This is a genomic window from Bacteroidota bacterium (genome assembly GCA_018266755.1).
Taxonomy (GTDB): domain Bacteria; phylum Bacteroidota; class Ignavibacteria; order Palsa-1295; family Palsa-1295; genus JAFDZW01.
Genome location: JAFDZW010000005.1, coordinates 515,863 through 538,204 on the forward strand (window position 1 = coordinate 515,863; position 22,342 = coordinate 538,204).

At 54.4% G+C, this 22,342-nt stretch carries 19 protein-coding genes; 6 read left to right on the forward strand and 13 right to left on the reverse strand.

Features of this window, described 5'->3' with window-relative positions; all coding sequences use genetic code 11:
• Positions 1-5 precede the first annotated feature (5 nt).
• Positions 6-1,547 (forward strand): hypothetical protein, encoded by a 1,542-nt coding sequence (locus JSS75_06755; protein ID MBS1903382.1) that lies wholly within the window; start codon positions 6-8, stop codon positions 1,545-1,547.
• A 9-nt stretch (positions 1,548-1,556) separates the two neighbouring features.
• Here JSS75_06755 and mqnC read toward each other — a convergent pair whose 3' ends face one another.
• Both mqnC and mqnE read right to left on the reverse strand, forming a co-directional pair.
• The gene (mqnC, locus tag JSS75_06760) at positions 1,557-2,726 is read right to left on the reverse strand and encodes a dehypoxanthine futalosine cyclase (protein ID MBS1903383.1); all 1,170 of its coding nucleotides are present in this window, start codon (positions 2,724-2,726) and stop codon (positions 1,557-1,559) included.
• A gap of 15 nt (positions 2,727-2,741) precedes the next feature.
• Positions 2,742-4,625, reverse strand: a complete 1,884-nt coding sequence (mqnE, locus tag JSS75_06765) for an aminofutalosine synthase MqnE (GenBank protein MBS1903384.1) — start codon at positions 4,623-4,625, stop codon at positions 2,742-2,744.
• A 198-nt stretch (positions 4,626-4,823) separates the two neighbouring features.
• Here mqnE and JSS75_06770 point away from each other — a divergent pair, with 198 nt between their 5' ends.
• The 3 genes from JSS75_06770 (at position 4,824) to JSS75_06780 (ending at position 12,625) form a co-directional block, all read left to right on the forward strand.
• The gene (locus JSS75_06770) at positions 4,824-5,726 is read left to right on the forward strand and encodes a cobalamin-binding protein (protein ID MBS1903385.1); all 903 of its coding nucleotides are present in this window, start codon (positions 4,824-4,826) and stop codon (positions 5,724-5,726) included.
• Between the two features lie 175 nt (positions 5,727-5,901).
• Positions 5,902-10,611 carry a hypothetical protein gene (locus JSS75_06775; protein ID MBS1903386.1) on the forward strand — a complete coding sequence of 1,570 codons (4,710 nt, stop codon included), beginning with the start codon at positions 5,902-5,904 and terminating at the stop codon, positions 10,609-10,611.
• A gap of 16 nt (positions 10,612-10,627) precedes the next feature.
• Positions 10,628-12,625: an OmpA family protein gene (locus JSS75_06780; protein MBS1903387.1), complete on the forward strand. Its 1,998-nt coding sequence runs from the start codon at positions 10,628-10,630 to the stop codon at positions 12,623-12,625.
• Between the two features lie 8 nt (positions 12,626-12,633).
• Here the strand turns inward: JSS75_06780 and JSS75_06785 are convergent, their stop codons facing one another.
• On the reverse strand, positions 12,634-13,368 hold the full coding sequence (locus tag JSS75_06785; GenBank protein MBS1903388.1) for a hypothetical protein: 735 nt from the start codon (positions 13,366-13,368) through the stop codon (positions 12,634-12,636).
• 387 nt (positions 13,369-13,755) lie between these two features.
• Positions 13,756-14,283: a hypothetical protein gene (locus JSS75_06790; protein ID MBS1903389.1), complete on the reverse strand. Its 528-nt coding sequence runs from the start codon at positions 14,281-14,283 to the stop codon at positions 13,756-13,758.
• Between the two features lie 287 nt (positions 14,284-14,570).
• Here JSS75_06790 and JSS75_06795 point away from each other — a divergent pair, with 287 nt between their 5' ends.
• Positions 14,571-15,338: a hypothetical protein gene (locus tag JSS75_06795; GenBank protein MBS1903390.1), complete on the forward strand. Its 768-nt coding sequence runs from the start codon at positions 14,571-14,573 to the stop codon at positions 15,336-15,338.
• 126 nt (positions 15,339-15,464) lie between these two features.
• The gene (locus tag JSS75_06800) at positions 15,465-15,953 is read left to right on the forward strand and encodes a hypothetical protein (protein MBS1903391.1); all 489 of its coding nucleotides are present in this window, start codon (positions 15,465-15,467) and stop codon (positions 15,951-15,953) included.
• 80 nt (positions 15,954-16,033) lie between these two features.
• Here JSS75_06800 and JSS75_06805 read toward each other — a convergent pair whose 3' ends face one another.
• The 9 genes from JSS75_06805 to JSS75_06845 form a co-directional block, all read right to left on the reverse strand.
• Entirely contained in the window at positions 16,034-16,720 is a 687-nt protein-coding gene (locus JSS75_06805; protein MBS1903392.1) for a deoxynucleoside kinase, read from the reverse strand.
• 58 nt (positions 16,721-16,778) lie between these two features.
• Entirely contained in the window at positions 16,779-17,270 is a 492-nt protein-coding gene (gene folK, locus JSS75_06810) for a 2-amino-4-hydroxy-6-hydroxymethyldihydropteridine diphosphokinase (GenBank protein MBS1903393.1), read from the reverse strand.
• 21 nt (positions 17,271-17,291) lie between these two features.
• Positions 17,292-17,663, reverse strand: coding sequence for a dihydroneopterin aldolase (folB, locus tag JSS75_06815; GenBank protein ID MBS1903394.1), 372 nt, complete (start codon positions 17,661-17,663; stop codon positions 17,292-17,294).
• Positions 17,650-18,510 carry a tRNA (adenosine(37)-N6)-dimethylallyltransferase MiaA gene (miaA, locus tag JSS75_06820; protein MBS1903395.1) on the reverse strand — a complete coding sequence of 287 codons (861 nt, stop codon included), beginning with the start codon at positions 18,508-18,510 and terminating at the stop codon, positions 17,650-17,652. The genes folB and miaA overlap by 14 nt, the downstream gene beginning before the upstream one ends.
• On the reverse strand, positions 18,510-19,196 hold the full coding sequence (locus JSS75_06825) for a protein-L-isoaspartate(D-aspartate) O-methyltransferase (GenBank protein ID MBS1903396.1): 687 nt from the start codon (positions 19,194-19,196) through the stop codon (positions 18,510-18,512). Before JSS75_06825 ends, miaA begins: the two co-directional genes overlap by 1 nt.
• Before the next feature lie 27 nt (positions 19,197-19,223).
• Positions 19,224-20,072 carry a TIGR00159 family protein gene (locus JSS75_06830; protein MBS1903397.1) on the reverse strand — a complete coding sequence of 283 codons (849 nt, stop codon included), beginning with the start codon at positions 20,070-20,072 and terminating at the stop codon, positions 19,224-19,226.
• Positions 20,073-20,096: 24 nt separating this feature from the next.
• Positions 20,097-21,083 carry a PhoH family protein gene (locus JSS75_06835; protein ID MBS1903398.1) on the reverse strand — a complete coding sequence of 329 codons (987 nt, stop codon included), beginning with the start codon at positions 21,081-21,083 and terminating at the stop codon, positions 20,097-20,099.
• A gap of 136 nt (positions 21,084-21,219) precedes the next feature.
• Complete coding sequence (locus JSS75_06840) at positions 21,220-21,618, reverse strand: LysM peptidoglycan-binding domain-containing protein (GenBank protein ID MBS1903399.1); 399 nt, start codon at positions 21,616-21,618, stop codon at positions 21,220-21,222.
• Between the two features lie 347 nt (positions 21,619-21,965).
• Positions 21,966-22,319: a hypothetical protein gene (locus tag JSS75_06845; GenBank protein ID MBS1903400.1), complete on the reverse strand. Its 354-nt coding sequence runs from the start codon at positions 22,317-22,319 to the stop codon at positions 21,966-21,968.
• Positions 22,320-22,342 lie beyond the last annotated feature (23 nt).

Genomic DNA, 22,342 nt, shown 5'->3' on the forward strand with positions numbered 1-22,342 from the left:
CAACTATGAAGATCCATGTTCGATCGCTGCTTCTGGCCTGCATTGTTCTCGTCAGTATCGCTACCAACGTGCGTTCACAAGACGCACCCGAAAAGTACGGCTGGAGCTTCCGGAATTTCGGAACACCCGTCTATTACTGGGACATCTATCGCAACTCGATGTTCGGTATCCCGCAAGATTCGAGCGGCCTGACCGCCCCGTTCGATCTCTTGTTCTACAGTCTGTGCTTTAGGGATAAGCTTGGCACGAGTGGGAATTGTTACGGGCTGGGATTACTGAGCCTTGTGATGAACAACGATGGCGGACACCTCGGCTTCTGTTGTCCGACGAACTTCTACGGTGGTACGTCCGGTGTCGGGCCGACCGATCCGAAGCTTTTGCGTGCGATCAACATTATGCATGGTCATCAGGTCACGCTCGCATGTCTGCAAGTCTTCTTCGATCAATTCCTGAACGGACATTCACAGAATGCAACGTTCGTGACGCCGATCGCTCAACAGACCCTTGATAAAGAAGGCGCATTTCTGGTCAGCATCACGAAGTCGCTTTCACCTTCAGACGGAGGGCATACGCTGATTGCATATAAGATGACGAATCTCGGAGGCAGTCATTATCGAATCTGGGTTGTCGATCCGAACCGCATCTGGGCCGATTCGGTAACACCGGATAATCGAGATTTCTATACGACAAATAAGAACTACATCGATTGTAACGGCGCGACATGGAAATACGACATGGGAGGAAGTCTGGGCATCTGGCCGACTGGCAGCGGACATCTCACGGTGCTGCCGGTATCGGTCGCAGAGCCGACCGGCCGCGTTCCTTCATCGCTCGGCCTTGCCGTTGGCGATCTGCTGAATAAGATATTTATCGCTCATAATGGCGAAGGCGCTACGATCGAGCAGATCACGAGCAACGGGAAACGACTCTTCCTGCCTGGAACGAAGCAAGTCGATTGGAATGGCACAACGGGATTACGATCGATGGCACCGTTTTTCCCAAGCGATGCACCTACCGATGGAAAGCCATTTCAATTTGAGCTCTACTACAACATCGGCGCACTTCGCAGTGCAGAAATTACATTTAACAGCGGTACAGCGGGGGCCAGCATCGCAATGGGCGACAACACGGGCTATGGGCTCGTCGATTGTCGAGATCCGCAGGTTCATCCCATCGTGAAGTTTAGCGGCATCGGTACCGCTTCGCCGATTGCACAGATTAGTGCATCATCGAAACCAATCCATTGCGATGTTACGCTTCTGATTCCTACCGTTGCAGGCAAGACAAACAGAACATTTACTGTTCACGATGTCGAAGTACCAGCAGGAAGTACGGCAGAAGTTGCAGTCGACGGTGCCCGAAGCATCGTCGTGCGTGGCATATCGGGACACAGAGCGTCATTTGTCGTATCGCAACAATCGCTCGAAGCCAATGACAACTTCGCTACCGAGCCGATTCTCGTTACACCGAAATACGAGTCGCGTTGGTCTGAGGAAGACTGGATGCGGCTACGTCAATCAACTGTGCCACAACTGACCGGTCGCTAACACGTCGGCTCACTGCACCACGGCAAGCGTCGGCAGAACAACGTCGGCGTTGATGTGATGGTGCAAACGTGCCGAGTCGATCACCGATTGAGGATATTCTCCGTCGCCGTACTCCGCGACGATATCGTAGAGGGTCGTACGCTCGGCCGGCGTGAAGCCTGCATCTCGGATGAGATCGACCATTTCCTTTACTGAAGTGGTATGTACGAAATTCGCGGACGCATGGACGTTCTCATCCTCGATCGTCCCCCCGAAATCATCTGCACCAAAATGCAGCGACATCTGGCCTGTCTTCTTTCCTTCCGAAAACCACGATCCCTGAATATGAGAGAAATTGTCGAGGAAGATGCGGCTAAAGGCGATCATCTGCAAATACCGTGTGCCCGATGCATACGTCGAGATGATCTTCTCAAGCGGCGTATTTCCCGGCTTAAAGCTCCAGGGGATGAATGCGGTAAACCCCTGATATTCATCCTGTAGATCTCGAATAGCGTTCAGGTGCTCGACGATATCTTCGTCATTCTCCAGGTGACCGTACATCATGGTGGCCGTGGTCTTATACCCGATCTTATGCGCTTCACGCATGACCGTCATCCAATCCGCGCTCGTCCCTTTCTTGTTCGAGATCTTTTTCTTTACGCGATCGCTGAGTATCTCTGCACCACCACCAGGGATCGAGTTCAGACCTACATCATAGAGCGCTTGCAAGACCTGTGGGACCGTCAGACCTGACACGTCGCTCATGCCGATGATCTCGCTCGTCGAGTAAAAATGGGGGTGGATCGTCGGCACTTCTGCGCGGGTGCGGCGTACCATCTCAAGATAGTATTCGAACGGGATATTCGGATTCACGCCGCCTTGCAACAAGATCGTCCGAACGCCACGCTTGGCGGCGCCTTTGAATTTCTCAATCATCTGATCGACCGAGTAGGTGTACGCATCGGCGTCTGCTTCATGCCGATAGAACGCACAGAAGATGCAGTCGATGTTGCAGACGTTCGTGTAGTTCGGGTTTGAGTCGATAACGAACGTGACTCGACGCTCCGGGTTGTGGCGATAGCGCACATGCTCTGCCATCTCCGCAAGGTCAAGCAACGACCCGTTCTTCAACAACCAGAGGCCTTCCTCGTTGCTGAGTCGTTCGTTCGAAAATACTTTTGTCTTGATCGCCTGTAGCATGTCCATTGTGTACGCCTATGCAAGTACTGCTTGTTCTTTCAAAAACTCCTCGATCGCAGCCTTCTCCGGCTCGCCGAGTTCATACGTAAATGTACCGAGGTACATTTCAAGGTCTTCTCGGGTCAAGCCGATTCGTTTGGCGTGTTCGCGCCCGACCTCGGCATAGTGCCCCTTTGTTTCGCGAAGCGAACGTTCGATCGCACCGCCGATCTCAGCCTTTAATCCGGGGTCCACGCTGTTACGAACAGCCCACACTGCAAAGACGAACGGCATCTTCTTCCATGCCGTCCATTCCTCTGCAAGATCGTATACATTCAAGAACGTCGCCAAGCCGAGCTTCCAACGGCGCAATGCTTCATCACCGATCAGAAGTACGGCATCGAATTTGGTGTAATCGTTCTGTCCGCTCGTTAGGTGCAGCCGCTCGAACGTAACATTCTTCACGCCGTACTTCTTTTCCAACAGTACCCGCAGCAATTCGACACTCGTCGATGTCTCGGCCGTGATCCCGATGCGCTTGCCGGAAAGCTCATTCCACTGGAAGTGCGAGTACAGCAGCACGGAATATGCCTTGCCGCTGACCGCAACGCCGTAGTCCATCATCTCGAACTGATCCTGATTCGCGACGTAATCCATAAGCGACATCGGGCCGGCATCGACAAGTCCTTCCGTGGCGAACTGTCCGAATACATGCGGCACCAACGGCAGCAATTTCAGCTCTGCCGAGTCGGTACGGTACGCCGAGTAGAACGGCACCGAATTCAGATACGGCATCTTGCTGACGACCGTAGAATCCTTCGGCGGAAAGATGTGCAACGGATTATACCACACATCGCGCTCGACCGGGACTTTCCCTGCTTCGTGGATGATCGAGACCAATTTCTCTTTCGCCATCTGCATTGGGCTTGTTGCCCCGGCATCATGGGCGATACGTTCGTACCCAACCGTGCCGTCCATATCGTCGGCGCCGAAGTTCAACGCAATCGCTGCGACTTCCGCGGTGAGCATCACCCAGTATGCTTTGATATGGGGGATATTATCGAGCATCAACCGGCTTACGGCGATGGTCTTGAGGTCGTCGATGGCGCTCGTAAAATTATTACGGGTCTTGATCCCCGTATCTCCGGGTTGGAAGGCCAGCGGAATAAACGAAAGGAAGCCGCCCGTTTCGTCTTGTACATCGCGAAGCTTGATCATGTGCTCGAGCCGCTCTTCGATCGTCTCGACATGACCGTAGAGCATGGTGACGTTCGAGTTGATCCCCATCTTATGGGCGGTACGATGCACCTCAAACCACGTCTTGGCACCAATCTTCTGATTGAAGAGCAGTTTGCGTACGCGTTCGCTAAAGACTTCTGCACCGCCGCCCGGCATCGTTCGCAATCCGACCGCCTTGAGCTCACGAAGTACTTCCTCGTGTGTCTTCTTAAATTTCTTCGCAAAAAAGTCGATCTCGACGGCCGTGAATGCCTTCACGTCGATCAGCGGAAAATCTTCCTTGATGCGGCGGACCATATCGACGTAGTACTGCCATTCCCAATCCGGGTGCAGCCCCATCGTGATATGCACTTCACGGATGTCCGGGTTAAGCATCCCGAGCATTTCCTCGATCGTCTGCTCGTAACCTTCCGGATCCCCCTTCTTGACGGCAAAGTCGCAGAACTTGCAACTCAGAACGCAGATATTCGTCGGCTCGAACTTCTGATTCAGCACGAAATACACCGCATCGCCGCTCTTGGCGCGCGCGACCTCATTAGCCATACGGCCGAGACCGATCACGTCATGGGTATGATAGAGAACGACACCGTCCTCAAGCGAAAGGCGTATCCCTGCGCGGACTTTATCCCAGATCGGCGCCAGCGCCGGGTCACGAAACGTCAGTTGTTTGGATGATAGCATCGAGGTTCAGCGAGTATAACGGCTCGGTAAGCGAGACTACGAATAAGGCGCATAAAACAGATTGCGAGGCGGATTCAATCCGCTGCAGAAACCAAAGCCTCAGGCCACCCCACCAGGAAGGGCTATGAAGGTACTTTCGATGAGGATAAGCCGTTTCTGTTCGGGGACAACCTACTGCGCTTCACTGTTTTGCCGTCCATGCGTATCGTATCCCTGCTTCCATCGGCCACCGAGATCTGTTTTGCGCTTGGGCTTGAGGATTCGCTCGTCGGGGTGACTCACGAGTGCGACTTCCCCGACGGCGCACTCGCGAAGTCGAAGATCACCCGATCCAAGGCAAGCGAACACCTCTCGAGCCAAGAGATCGACGCTCTGGTTCGGTCGCAACTCGACGAAACAGGGTCGATTTATGAACTTGACCTCCACGCCCTCGAAGCGCTGAAACCGGACGTGATCCTGACGCAGCGGCTGTGCACGGTCTGTGCCGTCAGCTTCGATTATGTTGCGGAGCAGGCTGCGAAGCTAAGCACCTCGCCGACGGTGATAAACCTCGAACCTCGGACGCTGGATGAAGTCTTCGATTCGATCCAGACCGTTTCCGAATTGGCGGGTAAGCGACAACGCGGTATTGACTATGTGGCCGGATTACGCGAGCATGTCAGCAAGATCGCCTCTCAGGTCGCAGACCTGCCCACAGCAAGCGTGCTGTTTCTTGAATGGGCCGATCCGCCGTTCGCCGCCGGGCATTGGATTCCAGAGCTGATCGAACTCGCAGGCGGGCGCAATACCAAGGCGTTCAAGCATTCTCCCTCTCGAGAAGTAACCTGGGAGCAAGTGAACGAGGCACACGCTGAGATCATCGTATTGGCCGAATGCGGTTTCGGGGTCGAACGCCAACGACGGGACGCCGAGACCCTTCGGACAAACCTTTCTTATTCTCCCGGTGAAATCTGGATCGCCGACGGCTCGCAGTATTTCTCACGCCCCGGACCTCGGCTCGTGGAAAGTATCCAGATCATCGCCGGAATCATTCACCCGACGCTTCGCGGGCAATTTCTACAACCATTCCAGGAGATGGGTCAAGTCGCACGATACCTCTAAGGGGTTGTCGTCCCCATAACGTCGTATATTCGTTCTGGCAACTGCCGCACGGGGTTGTGTGTGATCTTTTTCCCCTTTTGCGTCACACCGTTGACGATCGGTGTGTCCTATACGTAGCATTCGCTCAATTGGAGGTTACAGAGTGAAGTCTCACATTTGTATTGCTGCGACAGCAATGTTATTGCTGTTGTCTGCTCACACCATTACTGCTCAATCGAGGAACAGCAAGGCGTCGGTGCTCGCTTCGGCGCGCCGCAATAACGCGTCGGTATTCATCCCGAATCGAGGACAGTTGGTCGATCAATACGGCAATCTGATGCCGGAAGTACTCTTCAGCACGCATGACAGCCGAGTCCGCTGTTACCTGACCAAACACAGCCTTCACTTTGTCTTCGGCCGACACCTGGGCACAACATCGGATGCTGATGAAATCGAACGACTCAGTCATGCCCCGAGCCATCCGTCTCACGAACACGATTCGCTCCAGTTGACTCGGTTGGACATGGAGCTTGTCGGAGCGAATCCCGATCCTACCATCGAGTCCATCGACCGTACTTCGAGTTACTCTAATTTCTATCTTGCACAGTGCGCACTCACCCATGTGCCCCACTACAAGACGATCGTCTATCGCGATGTGTATCCGAAGATCGATCTTGTCGTCCGGGCACGTGCCACAGGAATCAAACACGAATTTATTGTGCATCCCGGGGGTGATCCATCTGTGATAGCGCTCCGATATGCTGGGATGGATTCCCTTCGCCTTACGGGCAAAGGCGATTTGAATATTGCCACCCCGGCGGGACTGCTGACCGAAGACCATCCGTACTGCTATCAAACCCCACACGATGAGAGTGGCAATATCAACCCGGAGATCGGTTCGGGGTTTGTGATCGAGCGGGATGTAGTGCGGTTTCGTCTCGATCGCTACGACCATACGAAAGATCTCGTGATCGACCCGCTTCACCCGGCATGGGGCTCATATTTCGGCGGCACCGGCGGCGAAGAGCAGGCGCAATCCCCGGTCATCAACCGAGCAGGAAATATCTACTTCTGTGGCTTTACGCAGTCGAATACAAACATCGCATCGAGCGGCGCATACCAAACGACGCGAGGAGGCGGATACGACGCGTATCTTGCGAAATTCGATCCGAATGGGAATGAGTTGTGGAGTACCTATTACGGCGGAAGTGGTGATGACTATGCAGGTGGTGTCGCGCTCGATTCGAACGGCGATGTGCTACTCTTCGGTCAAACCTCCAGCGCAACAGGCATCGCAACCAGCGGTGTGTATCAACAAACGATGGCCGGCGCCCCGGATGCTTTCCTCGTTCGGTTCGACTCGACCGGCACACGGCAGTGGGGTACGTATTACGGCGGCCCCGCACCAGAGTTAGTAAACGGCTTGCGTTCGATCTGTGTGGACCATGCCGGACGAATTTTTATCACTGGTACGACCAATAGCAGTTCGGGCATTGCATCCCCCACCGCTTACCAGCAAAACTTAAGCGGAGCCGGCTACGATGTATTCGTCGCGTATTTTCACTCGACCGGAAGCATCGGTTGGTCGACCTATTACGGAGGCCCGGGAGAAGATGTCGGGCTTGCAATAGCTGCAGATGCAAATCGCAACGTGTACGTCGGCGGCTACACATCCACGAATGGAAGTGGGTTCGTCACGTCGAGTGGAGCACAGAGTGTGTATGGAGGCGGTTCGCACGATGCGTTCTTGACCAAGTTCAACGCGACTACCGGCTCGTTACTTTGGAGTACGTACCTCGGCGGCGCAAGCGACGAAGGACTCGGCGGAGTATTTGTCGATCGCGATTCATCAATCTATATTTGCGGCAATACTGCGAGCAATTCCAACATTGCCACAGCCGGATCGTACCAACCTAATTTCAACGCGGGCATCGATGGCTATATCGCCCACTACAGCCCCGCATGTAAACGATTGTGGTCGACATACTACGGCGGTTCTACCGCCGATTTCGTGCAGGAGGTATTTCTCGATTCCGCGAGATTCTATGTGGCCGGACGTAGTTCAAGTACCGACGGTATTGCTGTGGGCACAACATATCAATCTGCGAACGCCGGTCTGTTCGATGCCTTCTTGAGCCGCTTCACCAGAGCCGGCACACCGATCTGGACGACATACTATGGCGGGCAATATACAGATTATGGCTACGGTTGTGTGATCGATAAACTTGAGAACCCGGTCATGGCCGGCTCGACACTTAGTCCTTCCGGTATTGCCACAACCGGCGCGTTCCAAACAAGCGGCGGCGGTGGGACGAACCGCGACGGATTTGTCGTACAATTCTGCGATCTCGAAACTCCGACACTCACAAATTCGCGCGACACCGTCTGTGGTGACGGACACGACACGCTTTTTCTGGTCATGCCCCAGACGTATCAACACATCTATTGGTACGATACCACCGCATTGCTACCGTGGCTGACCGATAGCACTTCGTACGTCGTTTCAGAAGCGCAACTCGGACTCGGCAAGCACACGATCAGTGTCGAAGTCCATAACGGCATCAACTGCATGGATGTCACAAACGCGATTGAGTTTACGGTAGTCCCGAGCCCTGTCGTCGATGCAGGGATCGACACCGGCACATGCGCCGGCGGCTCGGTGATACTCACTGCGACTGCATCCAGCGGACAACCACCGTATACGTACGCTTGGACTCCGACGATCGGTCTTGCCGGCGCAAACTCTGCGACACCGAAGGCTACCCCGACGAAGACAACTACCTATCATATACTCGTTACCGATGCACGGGGCTGCACTGCAGAAGATTCGGTAACGGTGACGGTTCACCCGAGCCCGGTGCTCAATCTAACGAGAAACGAATCGATCTGCCCGGGGTCGTCCACTGTCATCGGAGATACTGCAACTGGCGGAATAGCGCCATACACGTATGTATGGAGCCCCGTCACAGGTCTAAGTGCAGGCAATATCGCTACGCCTACTGCAAGTCCAGCAACGACGACGGTGTATTCCGTCATCGTCACCGATGCGTATGGCTGCCAGACGACCGGCAAAGTAACCGTCACCGTCAGCTCGAATGTTGTGCCAAAAGTGACTCCGGCAGGCCCGGTCGTGATCTGCAAAACCGATAGTGTCGTACTACATGCACAGAAAGGTTTTGCGACCTATCACTGGAGTACCGGCAGCACCGACGATTCGATCGTCGTCAGACAAGCAGGAAGCTACACTGTCGATGTAACGACGTCAAGTGGTTGCAGCGGGACGTCGCTGCCGGTCGTTGTAACCATTAGTCCCGATCCCGTCGCGACGATCAGTCCGGCAGGTCCGGTCGAGATATGTAGCGGCACAACCGTAACGTTGACGGCGAACGCAGCATCGGGTTATCTCTGGAGCACGGGCGAAACCACACGTTCGATCGTCGTATCCTCTGCTGGAAATTACTCGGTGACAATCAGCAGTGCCGCCGGATGCTCTGCGACATCGCAACCGGTGATCGTAACGATCGCGCCACCTGTACATCCGACGATCGCAGGACCGACATCCATCTGTGTCGGCGGCGGCGCAGAGAATTATTCAATCCCAGCGAATGCAGGCTCGAGTTATGATTGGACCCCAACGAACGGTACCATTACCTCCGGGCAAGGCACGAATACTGCTACCATACAATGGGCAGATGCAACACCCGGCACCGCATCATTGAGGGTTATTGAAACGACAGCAGGAGGTTGTAAAGATACCGGGACATTGTCGATCACGATCACCGCAGGATTACAACCGACAATTACCGGCGGACCACTCAGTTTCTGTGATGGCGATTCCGTCACGCTGGATGCAGGCGCAGGATACGACACGTATCAATGGAAGAAGGATGGGACGGATATCGGCGGAGCCACGGCACAAACACTTCGCGTTGGCAGCAGCGGTGCATACTCGGTTGCCGTGTCGAATACTGCCGGCTGCAACGGTGTTTCCGCTTCGGTAACGGTTACGGTCTTCCCTACTCCGCCTATACCGACGATCACACAGACAAACGATTCGCTGATCAGCTCATCGGCAAGTACATATCAATGGACATTCGGCGGCTCAGTAATCCCTGGTGCTACGGGACAGGTACTCACCCCTACCCCACCTGGAGTATACACGGTAACGATCACCGATGCGAACGGCTGTGAGAATACCTCGGCTCCGTTGACCGTGAATCCGACAGTGCTCGCATCCGCAACCGTGAGCGTGCCGGCGAGTATCGTCGCTGTCCCGGGCGATCCGGTACAGATCCCGATCACTCTGTCGAATGCAGTGAATCTCGCGCAACGCGGCGCACGCAATTATGTCGGCGTTATCCGTTTCAATAGCTCGATGCTTGCGTCGGTAGGCTCCACCGCAATCGGTGCCATGAACGGTGTCGAGCGGCTCGTTCCGTTCAGCGGCACGACAACTCCTGCAAGCGGCACACTGCAGACACTTGATTTCGTCGCTACACTTGGGACCGATAGTTGTACCGATGTTATAATCGATACATTCTACTGGACAGATGCGGTCGTTGCCGTTACCCGCAATAACGGTACGTTCTGTGAAACCGGATTTTGCAGTAGTGGTGGTACTGTTCGATTGATCGATCCGACGGGGATACTGAAGCTCGGGCAAAGTTACCCGAACCCTGCAACTGACATCGTGCGGATCGACTTCGAAGTGATCGAAGACGGCGTCACGAGTCTGACGCTCGATGATCTGTTCGGACGAGAAGTCCGGACGATATTCTCGAATCCGCTCAAAGCAGGTCCGTATTCACGGACGTTCGATGTTTCGGGCCTTGCGAACGGTAGTTATCTTTATTCGCTGCGGACACCGACGACGGTGCTCACGCGCATTATGCAGATCACCCACTAATCGGAACGAACGCATCATGCGCGCTATCACACGCATTCTCTTCTCTGTCGCTGCTTCGCTCATACTGGTTTCCGGTGCGTTTGCACAGGATACAATTTCGTATGAACGCCGTCCGAGTGTCGGCATCGTCGGTGGGCTCGCATTGAACCAGCACAGCGGCAATTTCGAACAACTGCCCGGCGTCCCGAATTGCGGCTCGATCTTTACAAACGGATTTGGCATCGGGCCGGATCTGGGGCTGCAATACAGACTCCCGATCGACGAGAATCTATCGATCGCCGTCAGGGGCCTCTACCTCTCACACGGAGGGACGTTCAATGCCGACGAGCACATTCCGCTTTCTGTCGGCGGTGTGCTCACAGCCGCAACCGATCGTCATACGCTGGATGTCTCGTTGAGTTCGCTGGCTCTGCAACCGATCGCACAATACGATCTGACCCCGCAACTCGGTGTGTTTGCCGGGTTGCAACTGAGCTATTTGCTCAGCGCAAGCTTCGCACAACACGAAGAACTGACATCTCCATCGAACGGAGTATTCTATGAGAATCGTCAGCGAACGAGGAATCAACAATCGGGCTCGATCCCCGATGTATCAACGATCGGCGCTGCGATCGTCGTCGGCGCAGGCTATCAATTGCCCCTGAATAGTTCAGGTACGCTTCATGCCGTACCGCAAGCGTTTTTTTCGATCGGACTTGCCCAGCAAGTGAGCGGTATCGACTGGAAGACGAACACGTTCAATGCGGCGGTCGCGGTGGAATACTCACCACGCAAGGAAGTTGCAGTTCCTCCTCCGCCTCCACCACCCCCGCCGCCGGCACCAACCCCGGTTCCCCCGCCGCCGATCGCAGCAAACATTCGAGCTGTCGGACTTACCAACGACGGTACCGAAACGCCGGCCATCGATGTCGTCGTCGAAGAACTCTACGCCAAGAATTTAGCGCCGATACTTCCGTTCGTGTTTTTCGACTCGGTATCGACTGCGATCCCGAACCGCATGCACATGATCGGCTCCGACGAAGCCGTTCGGTTCGAAGTCAACAAAGTTGCTACGAGCAATGCGCTCACGACGCACATGGATATGCTCAATATCATCGGTAGTCGCCTTGCCGCGTCGCCGAGCACACGAGTGACACTGACAGGGATTGTACATAGCACGACGGCACCCGCAATTGCGCGTGCACGAGCGGAGAACGTTCGAGATTATTTCACACGTATCTGGAAGATTGCAAAGAATCGGATCGTCATACAAACACAACCATCGCAGGTTGCTTCGAATCTCGACCCGGACATCATCACGGAAGAGAATCGGGTCGAGATCGCATCGAACGATGAGAGTCTGTTCGATCCGCTGGTAACCGTCGATACCGTACGGGCGGCTGAACCGCCTGCGCTGCGAATCTATCCGTTTGCGCTGCATATCTCGCGAGCAAGCGCGTGGCATATCGCAGCCCTTCAGAATGGCCAAGTTATTGCGTCGTGGGACGCTCGTGATTCAGTCCTCCCCGCTCATCTCGATTGGCAATTCACCGATCGCACACTTCCCAAGTATCCGGGCTCGCTGATGTTCGAGCTCACTGTGACGGACTCAATCGGCCGGTCAACCACATCGAGCACGTCGCTTCCGATCCGACAAGTCACGCTCGGCAAAGAACGTGCGACGCTCGTTGCAGGAAAGTCGATCGAACGATACAATCTCATTGTCTTCGATCGAGGATCATCGTCGTTAACACAGCATCACCGCAGGCTCACGGACCGAATTCGTGCCGAGATCAAACCGAACTCCAGCATCAGCGTGATCGGCTATACCGACCGCGTCGGCGAAGCTGCATACAATCAACGTCTGTCGGAAGATCGCGCGCAGGTAGTTGCAAAGGCACTGAATGTGGGATCAAATGCACAGGTTCGAGGGATCGGGGAAACGCAAGACCTCTATTCGAATACGCTCCCCGAAGGACGATTTTTTTGTCGAACGGTCGTGATCACGATCGAGACACAGCAGAAAACGCCATAGCACCGACACTACTTGAGCGTGTAACTTGTCAGTGTCATCGTCTGCGTCTCCGTTAAGGCACTAGAGTCGAGAGCACTGGAAATCTCTTGGTCGAGTGTAAAGTAACCGATCGACGGTGCAAAATCTACGTTACGTATTATATTAATCGTTTGTGTTAACAAACCACCGCTGCTTGGGTCGGTCGTCGTGGCTGTCGCGGCAAGAAGCATCTTGATCCGGCTTGTTTGCAGCAATTTCCCTTGCACGTCTGCAAATCCTGAACCGAGAAACGACACAGTATCGTACATCAATTCGTGAATTTGTTCGCCCTGAACGTTCAAGGTAGAATCCATCACTAAACCATTCCACGGTTGATGCGTGTACACAGGGTATGGGACCCAGATGGACTGATCTGGAAATGCCAGGCTTCCGACCTGCTGTGTGACGTCACCGGACGATTCGAAGTTATAGAACACATCCTCGGGCGGAGTGAACCCGTCGTTCACTGAACGAAGTACGTGCAACACGTTACGATGACTACCAAGCAACACTCCCGATTCAATGACAGAATCCGTTACAGTGATCGTATCGAATCCTCCGAATGCTCCGGGACTCGATAGCTGCGTATAGTGAAAGACACTCCCCGGCCCGGGCATGACAGAAATCCCGCCGGATCCGCTATTTACCGACGAGTCACTGCAGCCATAAAACTGTACTACCACCAGCACGACAGCGAGCGCGAAGCAACGACTATTGGTACTCATGTGCATCTATCGGTTTACCGGATAGGGGTTGAGACAGAAACACACTGATTACAAAATCCGCCTGGGGGATTGCTCGGATCGCCGCAGAAATTCGTCGGCATCGCACCCCCATACGTATAACTATTCGATTGGCCGAAAAGCAGTCCGTTATATGGCGATTCGTTCGGTCCGGCCTGTGAAGGGTAATACGCCGGGAAGACTTCCGTGCGTCGGTATTGCACTCTGCTTCCTTGCGTCAGCGGTGCACAAGAACACATTCCACCAACGACTACGATGATAAGAAGCAAAGAACCGATCGTACGACGCATGATACTCCCCTTAACGACGTGAATGACTACCGATATAATACGCCGACGGAGTGAAGAGTTTCAGTCACATCTGACCAAGCTAATAGTAGCTGATAACGGCCGTCAGCAGCACGCCTGCATCGGATCGTTTTGTGTTGATATTCGCAAACCCCACGAGACCGATACCGACGTATTGCAGGAGTGTGTAATGCGCTTGTAGTTGGATCGGTACGCCGAACCCCCATTCATAGGTATTGACATGTGAAGCGTTCGTATCGACGGGGACCGGAGCACCGACGCGGCCTCGGCCGCGTCGCCAGTTCGTTGCGAAACTATACCACGACAATCCGGCAGAGGCCGAGAGGGTGAGCTGTTCGGGCAGGAAACCGTATGCGATCAGATCGCGCGGCGCTGTTGCATAGCCGACGGTGGCATCGATCTCGGTCCAGGAGTACCGAGGAGGAGTTCGTTGTACACTCGTGTTTCTCAAGATGTCGCCGCCAAGCAGCAAGTGATACGATTGCCATGACAATCCACCGGCATATGCCAGCGGCGCCGTATGAGCCAACGCTCCACTACCACCAATCCCAGCCCAGAGCGTAATGTGGTGGTTATGCTGCTCTCGCATGCCGAGGACGCCGATGCTTCGGCTGCCTGACTCAGCTCCCCAATCATCCGAACTGCGTTCGGGAAATTCCTGGGATCGCGCAATATTAGCTCTCAGAAGCGATACGACGAACAATCCAATACCGAGTAGCACCAATACTCTCTGCCGACTCTCGCATCTCCCCCAATTGCGTTTCCTCCAGTACATCATAGAGGAAAGACACAGGAACGAACAAAGAGTTTCGACCCCCAAATCGAACGGCGAACCATACCTCACTGTTGGACTCTATCATCATTTCGGAATCGCCCATGCAGCAGTTACCCAGCACGATCGACGAAGTCATCTCCCGAATGGAGGAGATCGTACACCAGTGCGAACAAAACGCTTCCCGGCTCGGCTATTTTGCCGCACTCTATCGCCAGGTTACGATCGAGATTCGTCGTAATATCATCGAGCGCACGTTCGATAATCCGGAATTGCTCGAACGGCTTGCTGTCACCTTCGCGGGTCGGTACTTTACTGCATTGGAAGAGTTCGAGTCGTCCGCTCGGCCAACTGCTCCGTGGGTCGTCGCATTCGAAGCGTCCAACCGTCGTCGCCCGATCATTCTGCAGCACTTGCTCTTGGGGATGAACGCGCATATCAATTTTGATCTGGCGATTGCATCCGCCGCAACGTCGCCGTCGGTCGATATTCTCACATTGAAAGCCGACTTCATGAAGGTCAATGATATTCTCGCCACGCAAGTCCCTCAGGTATTGAAATCCATGAGCAAGTGTTCGCCGCTCATCGGTCTCGTGACCGTATTCTATAAGCATACCGAAGAGAAAGTCGCTCATTTCAGCATGGACATCGCCCGTGCATTCAGTTGGCTGACAGCCGAGGATCTTGCCGTAGCAGACCAAGCTCGCTACGCAACGCTCCTGCAGACAAGCACTACAAATAGCACGCAACTGGGCCGCAAACTTCGGAGCCCGAAATTTCTCGTCCGCACACTCTTCGCCATCATTGCGCTGCTCGAGTCGAACAATGTCCGGCGTAACATTGGGTATCTCGCAGGCAGCAGTGCAAAATAGCTCTCAAAAGTCAGAACTACATCCCGTTGTCTGTGTGTTGATTCATTGGATGTTGATACATCCAATAGCTTGCCGGGCTCCTTTGAAGTGTGTTGGGAGAGTTTGGACCACAATGTATTCGCTCGCATGACCAAGACTGTATCGTTCGTTACCGCTGCTATTGCAGCCGTCGCACTTGCGACCTACATCGCACTACCTTCAGCCGACACCATTCAGGCTACGCCCCATCACGTTGTGATCAATGCAGATTCGACCGGACTGACATGGGAGAAAATGTCCCATAAACAGCGGAAAGAGTATATGCATGAGGTCGTGATGCCGCAGATGCGCGATGTATTCAGGAAATTTGACTCGACCGAATTCGGCGAAGTGAAGTGCATGTTGTGTCATGGCGACGGCGTCAAAGACCAGAGCTTCAAAATGCCGAACCCGAAGCTTCCGAAGCTGCCCAAGACACCGGAAGGATGGAAGGCGCTCAACGAGAAAAAGCCCAAATGTATGAAGTTTATGTCCGAGACCGTGAAGCCGCAGATGGCACAGCTCCTCGGGATGAAGCCGTTCGACCCTAAGACCGGAAAGGGCTTCGGCTGCATGGATTGTCATACTGGCGAGTGATCGCCGTGTGACTCATGATGATGATGAAAGAACATCCCCGCAAGGGGATGTTCTCTTTTGGGGGTATTCGGTAGGAAATTCTATTCTTCGTTGGGGAGAAAGAACGACTCGCTCGATACCATATATTCGACCGGAGGATATGGAAAGCGCATGATCGTTTCTACCAATCGCTCGAAGTGGTCTGGGCGACCGAGGAAATCGAAGTGATCGCAACTGGCAACGATGAGCCGGCTGTCGCGATAATGGAAAAAGAAATCGTTGTAGGCTGTTACCAGCTCTTCGAGGTATTCCCGATTGATCCCCTGCTCATAACTGCGGCTGCGTTTACGGATGTTCTGCTGCAGCAAGCTTACGCTTCCTTGAAGGTAGATGACGACATCCGGAGTCGGCAGCGTCTTGTTGAGCGCATGTGCGACCTCGTCATAGAGTTTGAGCTCGTCCCGGTTCAAATTGACCTCCGCAAAGATGCGATCCTTCGCGAAGAGATAATCGCAAACGACATTTTCGTAAAAGAGATCGGTGTGCGTCATCTCCTGATGCTGCCGATAGCGCGAAAGCAGGAAAAACAACTGTGTTTGAAACGCGGAGCCCCTGCGGTCGCGGTAGAACTTCTCGAGGAATGGATTTTCTTCGTAGCGTTCGAGGATAAGCTGCGCCCGGAATCGCTCGGCGAGCAGCTCGGAGAGCGTCGTCTTACCGACCCCGATCGGTCCTTCGACGGCGATATAGCGCGGCTGCGGCGAATCGAACTTCGTCGAGCGGCTCATTGCATACTGCTGGTCGTTGGTAACTGCGATCTTCTCCACGCGGCGGTGCACTCCGTCGTTAGTCGGTACTCGAATATACGTGAACGCCGCCCCCTGTCCCACCTAATTCTCCAAGTGACTGGGCCATCGTCTTCTTGAGGACCGGGTGGACTAAGTCCGGGGCGATCTCGGCAAGCGGCACAAGCACGAACGCCCGACGCAACATTTCCGGGTGCGGGACGGTCAGCGTTTCGCTCAGGATAACCTCGTCATCGAACAGTAGCAAGTCGAAGTCGATCTCTCGCTCGTGCCAGCGTTCGCGGTGCTGACGGCCGAGATGACGTTCGAGCCCTTTGAGCGCTGTGTGGAGTTCGGTCGCACTCAGATCGGTCTCAAGCCGAACGGCAGCATTCAGGAAGTCGGATTGCTCCGTGTATCCCATCGGGGTGGTCTCATAGATCTCACTTTCGGCCGCAATCGAACCGATCATCGAAAGTGCTTCGATAGCCGCTCGCATTCGTTCGAACCGTGGTTCGATGTTCGTCCCAATGCCAATATATGCGTGATGCATAGAGGGGTGGAAAAGGAGAGACTATGGTAAAGTCATTCGTACGCTGACGCTCTCAAGTTCATGCGGCATCGGAGGTTGCAGTTTCCGAACTTCTACCGTCACACTCTGCACCTCGGGATGCAATTCCATAACCTCGCGGCAGAGGTCATGCGCAAATGCCTCCAAGACAGTATAATGTTTTTGCGATGACACCAGATGGACACATTCTGCCAGGCTGACATAATCGATCGTGTCTTCGAGCGAGTCGCTCGTTGCCGCTCGGGGCACCGGGATCTCGACCGCCAGGTCGATCTCGAAGTGATTCCCGCGTTCGCGTTCTTCGGCATAGGCGCCGTGATAGGCGAATAGCTTCAGCGTATTGAGTGCGATTCGAATCGTATTACGATCTGACATAGCGTTTCATCCACGTGACTTGACGCTTGGCATACTGTCGCGTTTGCACGATAATCTCGTCACGCACTACCTCTAACGTTTTTGTGCCATGAAGAACTTCCACGAGCGACCGATAACCGATCGCTTTCATCGCCGGCATTTCCGGCCGGACACCGTGCTCGATCAGCTTCTTCACTTCGGCGAGCCAACCGGCTCCGAGCATTCCATCGACACGTTGTTCGATGCGCCGACGCAGTTCGTCGCGTTCAATCTGAAGCACGGTGAACTTCGGGCGATGTTCGAAGGGCTCGGGCTTTTCCGATCGAGCCTTGCCGAGCGGAGTGCCGGTGGCTAAATAGTACTCCCATGCTCGTTGCAACCGTCGCGGATTAAGCTCACGGGCAATCTGCGCGAACAGTGTAGGATCGATCGGCTCCAGCTCGGCAAGCAGTGTGTCGAACCCCTTTTCTTCAAGCTGTGCTTCGTACGATCTGCGTGCATCGGCAAGGCGAACAGGATCAACCTCAGTTACAGACAGCCCGTCGAATAAGGCATCGATATAGAATCCGGTCCCACCGACGACGACAGGTATCTTCCTACGCGAGAGTATGTCGGAAATAGCATTCCGAGCCTGTATCTGAAAATCGGCTGCGCTAAAGGACTCGTCAGGATCGAGAATGTCGATGAGATGATGTGCAACACTGCGCTGCTCGTGGGGGGATGGTTTTGCTGTGCCGATGTCGAATCCCCGATACAATAGCGAGGCATCGGCATTGACGATCTCAATTCGCGGTTCGCTTCGAGCTCGCTCGATAGCCAGAGCAGTCTTGCCGCTTGCCGTAGGGCCGGTAATGACCTCGATCTCCACTACCCTTCCCAGCCTTCTTTACCGATCAGCGGGACGAACTTGAACTCCGGAAATTCCTTCACCGAAAGCTTTCCCTCGTGCGAGGTCACCAGATACATTCGCTGCACATCACGCGTTCCGACGGGGATGATCAGACGACCGCCATTCGGATTAAGCTGCTTCACCAGTGTCTCCGGTACATCGGGTGCGCCGGCGGTAACGATGATCGCATCGTACGGTGCATATTCATCCCACCCGCGAGAGCCATCGCCTGCCCGAGAAATAATATCGTGATATCCGAGGGCATCGAACCGCTTGCGTGCATCTTGTAAGAGCGGAAGATGTCGCTCGATCGTAAACACTTTGCACCCAATAGCGCGGAGTACTGCCGCTTGGTAGCCCGACCCGGTGCCGATCTCCAAGACTCGGTCTCCCGGCTTCAACCCAAGGGCTTGCGTCATGAAGGCGACAGTGTACGGCTGCGAGATGGTTTGTCCGGAGCCGATCGGAAGCGCGGAGTCTTCGTAGGAACGACCGGCAAAATGTCCTTCGAGAAATATCTCGCGCGGAAGCGTTAGCATTGCGTTTAATACTGCGGGATCACTAATTCCTCGTGTTCGGAGAAAATCGACCATTGCGCGGCGCTCCTGCGCGTATCGGTTCGATGCGGCGTGCTGTGTCCGTCCGGTAGTTCTGGATTCCAACATGTGCTACGTATTCGATCAGCAGATTGATTATCGATCGGGTCCTTCGCGAGATTCGAGTGCGTAATCCTTTGCCGTTCCGACAAGTGATATCTGCTCTTGTTTCGTAGGGATGGGGCCGGTGATCGCTTCGGTGATGCGTTCACGCAGTTCGTCACTCGTCAAGTTCAGAGACAACCGTCCGTTTTTTGCCAGGGCGAACTCGCCTGTTTCCTCGCTCAGTACCAATGCTACAACATCCGCTTGTTCCGAGATGCCGAGCGCCGCACGATGTCGGGTCCCGAGCATTTTCTCGCCCATCGACTCCACCTGCGACAACGGAAGCGTGCATCGTGCCGCCTCGATGTAGCGGTCTTTCACGACGACTGCTCCGTCGTGCAGCGGACTGCGCTTATTGAAAATACTCACCAGCAGTTCTTTCGAGATCTGCGCATGCAGCGGCAAGCCGGTATCGACGAATAGCTTGATATCTGTCGTCCGTATGACGACGATGAGCGCCCCCTCGTGACGCATCCGTAGCTCTTCGAATGCGCGAACGATGATGTCGGCATATTCCGACACGTCTGTACGGATAAAGAACTTGAAAATCGGATTACGACCGAGGAATAGCAGCAACCTGCGAAGCTCCGGTTGGAACAACACGATCAGCGCGATGACCCAAATATCGGTAAGCGTCTTGAGTATCCATGACAGCGCCTTCATATCCACTGCCTTGGCCACAACGGAACCGACGATCACAAGCATGAGCCCGAGAAACACCTGCGCGGCGATCGTCCCGCGCATTGCCATATACAGCCGGTAGAACAGGAACGACACAAGCAGAACATCGAGGATGTCCACCCATGTGATCGTCAAGAAGCCGATGGAAAACAGATCCACGCTCGTGTTTTGGGAAACAGATCGTTATGATTTATCGGCCGGAAGTTGCAGCTCCGGTCCGCTATTGAACTTCTCGTAGGCCTCGATAATCTCGCGCACCAACCGGTGACGAAGTACATCCGCCTTCTGGAAATACACCATCTCGATGCCTTCTATTCCCCGCAGGACGTCTTGTATCTGCACCAGGCCGGATTGCGTACGGGTCGGCAGATCGATTTGGGAAACGTCACCGGTGATGATCGCCTTCGAGCCGTTGCCGATACGGGTCAGAAACATCTTCATTTGTAACGCCGTCGCGTTCTGTGCTTCGTCGAGAATCACGAATGCATTGTTGAGCGTTCTGCCGCGCATATATGCCAGTGGCACAACCTCGACGATATTTCGCTCGACATACCCTTTGAGTTTTTCGGCCGTCATCATTTCTTCGGCTGCATCGTACAATGGCCGCAAGTACGGATCCACTTTCTGCGTCAGATCGCCCGGCAAAAAACCGAGGCTCTCGCCGGCTTCAACCGCCGGCCTGGCGAGGATGATCTTCGCAACCTCCCGGTTCTTGAGTGCAGCGATCGCCATTGCAACCGCAAGGTAGGTCTTCCCGGTACCGGCCGGTCCGATCGCAAAGACGACATCATTCCGTTTGACGGCTTTGTAGTATGCGATCTGCGTCGGCGTCTTGACGCGGATCGGCTGGCTGTGTGTAAAGAGCACGATCGATTCGAGCTCATCGACATTCTGCCGGACTTCCTTCCCCGACGAAATGATATCGATGATGTTCGTCACATCTTTTTTCGACAGAGCGCCGGACTTCGACAGAACAAATGTCAACTCGGCGAAGATGCGTTCGATCATCGACACTTCTTCCGGCGATCCTTGTAACAGGATCGAATCGCCGCGTGCGATAATGCGCGCATCGAACGATTGCTCGATCAGATGCAAGAATTGGTCGGCGGGACCGAAGAGGACTGGCGCCTCGGTCGGAGAAACTCGGATCTTCCGTTCGATTACTTCCATGCAGGGGTCTCGTAGTTCACGGGACAACAGTGTCCCATATAGAATACAAAAGACCGTCTTCCCGGCGTTCCGGAAAGACGGTCTTTTTCAAACTTCGACCTTGTTTCGACGTTGGTGTCAGAAGGTCGTCTCAGGATTAGTGCTTACGATGGCGATAGCCCGTCAAGTCCTTGTCCTGATCGGTCACCGGCGTGTCCGAGATCTTGAGCACCTGCCCCGGATAGATCAGATCCGGATTCTTGATCTGCTCCTGGTTATTGTGCCAAATCTTCGGCCATGCGAACGGATCGTTGTAGATATCCGGCTTTTTGGCGATGTTCCACAAGCAGTCGCGGTCCTTCTTCCACGTACCGACGGTGTAGGTCTTTTCCGGCGGAATCATGCCTTTCTTCATCTGCATGAAGCCGTTCGAGAGTGCCTGCACGCGGGTGCGGTGATCAGGGATCAACACAAGCTTGTTGCCACGCAGGCTGCGAATTTCGGTCTCGAGTGCATCCACGCGAGCCTTATTCTGCGCAAGCTGTGTCGGCGACATCGAACGCAGTGCAGCAAGCTCCTGCTCGGCACGTGCGACGCGTTCGCGATAGGCATTGTAGCCGTTGCGATCGGAGCCGCAGAGTGCATAGAGCGAGTTGCGACAGTTATCGACATCGGCCATGCGCTGCTGGATGTCAGCGTTGGTCTTGGCGATCGCGTCGTTGGTCGTCTTGAGGTCCGCTTCGAGTTTTTCGATCTCGGCGCGGCGATACTTAATGGTGGAATCAGCCTGGTCCTTGGTGAAGTTTTCGCCGTACTGCGCGAAGGCGCTCGTAGCGAACACGAATCCAAGAAGAGCGATACTATAGATAAGAATCTTTTTCATGTTCTATCTCTCCTCGTGAATTAGTGGTGTTTCTTTTTTGCTTTAGGTTCGACGGCCGGCGGAGGCGGCGGCGGCGGATTCCATTCGTTCGCATCCGGCCAGATGTTCGGCCACTGGGCCAAGCCATCGCGGACTGCCTGCGTTTGCTGCTGGCAATCGGCCAGATCACGGTCCTGTGCAGCGAGTTTCCCCTGCGCATCACGCAGCGTATTCTTCGCCCGATCAAGGTCTTGTACGAGTCCGTCGCGACGCTGATCAAGTTCGTGCAACGTCTTCATCTGCTCTTCAGTGGCCTTGTTCGAGCAGCTCGAGAGCGTCGCCGCTACCGCAGCGGCAGCAACAAGCAATCGAATTGTCTGTTTTGGTGATGTCATCTTCAGAACTCCTTTACAGTAAA

Bases quoted from the DNA above. Each gene is read 5' to 3' on its own strand.
- folK (MBS1903393.1), bottom strand. From the start codon at position 17,270: ATGCATCACGCATATATTGGCATTGGGACGAACATCGAACCACGGTTC.
- JSS75_06805 (MBS1903392.1), bottom strand. From the start codon at position 16,720: ATGAGCCGCTCGACGAAGTTCGATTCGCCGCAGCCGCGCTATATCGCC.
- JSS75_06775 (MBS1903386.1), top strand. From the start codon at position 5,902: ATGTTATTGCTGTTGTCTGCTCACACCATTACTGCTCAATCGAGGAAC.
- mqnC (MBS1903383.1), bottom strand. From the start codon at position 2,726: ATGCTACAGGCGATCAAGACAAAAGTATTTTCGAACGAACGACTCAGC.
- JSS75_06835 (MBS1903398.1), bottom strand. From the start codon at position 21,083: ATGGAAGTAATCGAACGGAAGATCCGAGTTTCTCCGACCGAGGCGCCA.
- JSS75_06770 (MBS1903385.1), top strand. From the start codon at position 4,824: ATGCGTATCGTATCCCTGCTTCCATCGGCCACCGAGATCTGTTTTGCG.
- JSS75_06785 (MBS1903388.1), bottom strand. From the start codon at position 13,368: ATGAGTACCAATAGTCGTTGCTTCGCGCTCGCTGTCGTGCTGGTGGTA.
- JSS75_06825 (MBS1903396.1), bottom strand. From the start codon at position 19,196: ATGTTGGAATCCAGAACTACCGGACGGACACAGCACGCCGCATCGAAC.
- mqnE (MBS1903384.1), bottom strand. From the start codon at position 4,625: ATGCTATCATCCAAACAACTGACGTTTCGTGACCCGGCGCTGGCGCCG.
- JSS75_06790 (MBS1903389.1), bottom strand. From the start codon at position 14,283: ATGCGAGAGCAGCATAACCACCACATTACGCTCTGGGCTGGGATTGGT.
- JSS75_06755 (MBS1903382.1), top strand. From the start codon at position 6: ATGAAGATCCATGTTCGATCGCTGCTTCTGGCCTGCATTGTTCTCGTC.
- JSS75_06780 (MBS1903387.1), top strand. From the start codon at position 10,628: ATGCGCGCTATCACACGCATTCTCTTCTCTGTCGCTGCTTCGCTCATA.
- JSS75_06845 (MBS1903400.1), bottom strand. From the start codon at position 22,319: ATGACATCACCAAAACAGACAATTCGATTGCTTGTTGCTGCCGCTGCG.
- JSS75_06840 (MBS1903399.1), bottom strand. From the start codon at position 21,618: ATGTCGCCGACACAGCTTGCGCAGAATAAGGCTCGCGTGGATGCACTC.
- folB (MBS1903394.1), bottom strand. From the start codon at position 17,663: ATGTCAGATCGTAATACGATTCGAATCGCACTCAATACGCTGAAGCTA.
- JSS75_06795 (MBS1903390.1), top strand. From the start codon at position 14,571: ATGCAGCAGTTACCCAGCACGATCGACGAAGTCATCTCCCGAATGGAG.
- JSS75_06800 (MBS1903391.1), top strand. From the start codon at position 15,465: ATGACCAAGACTGTATCGTTCGTTACCGCTGCTATTGCAGCCGTCGCA.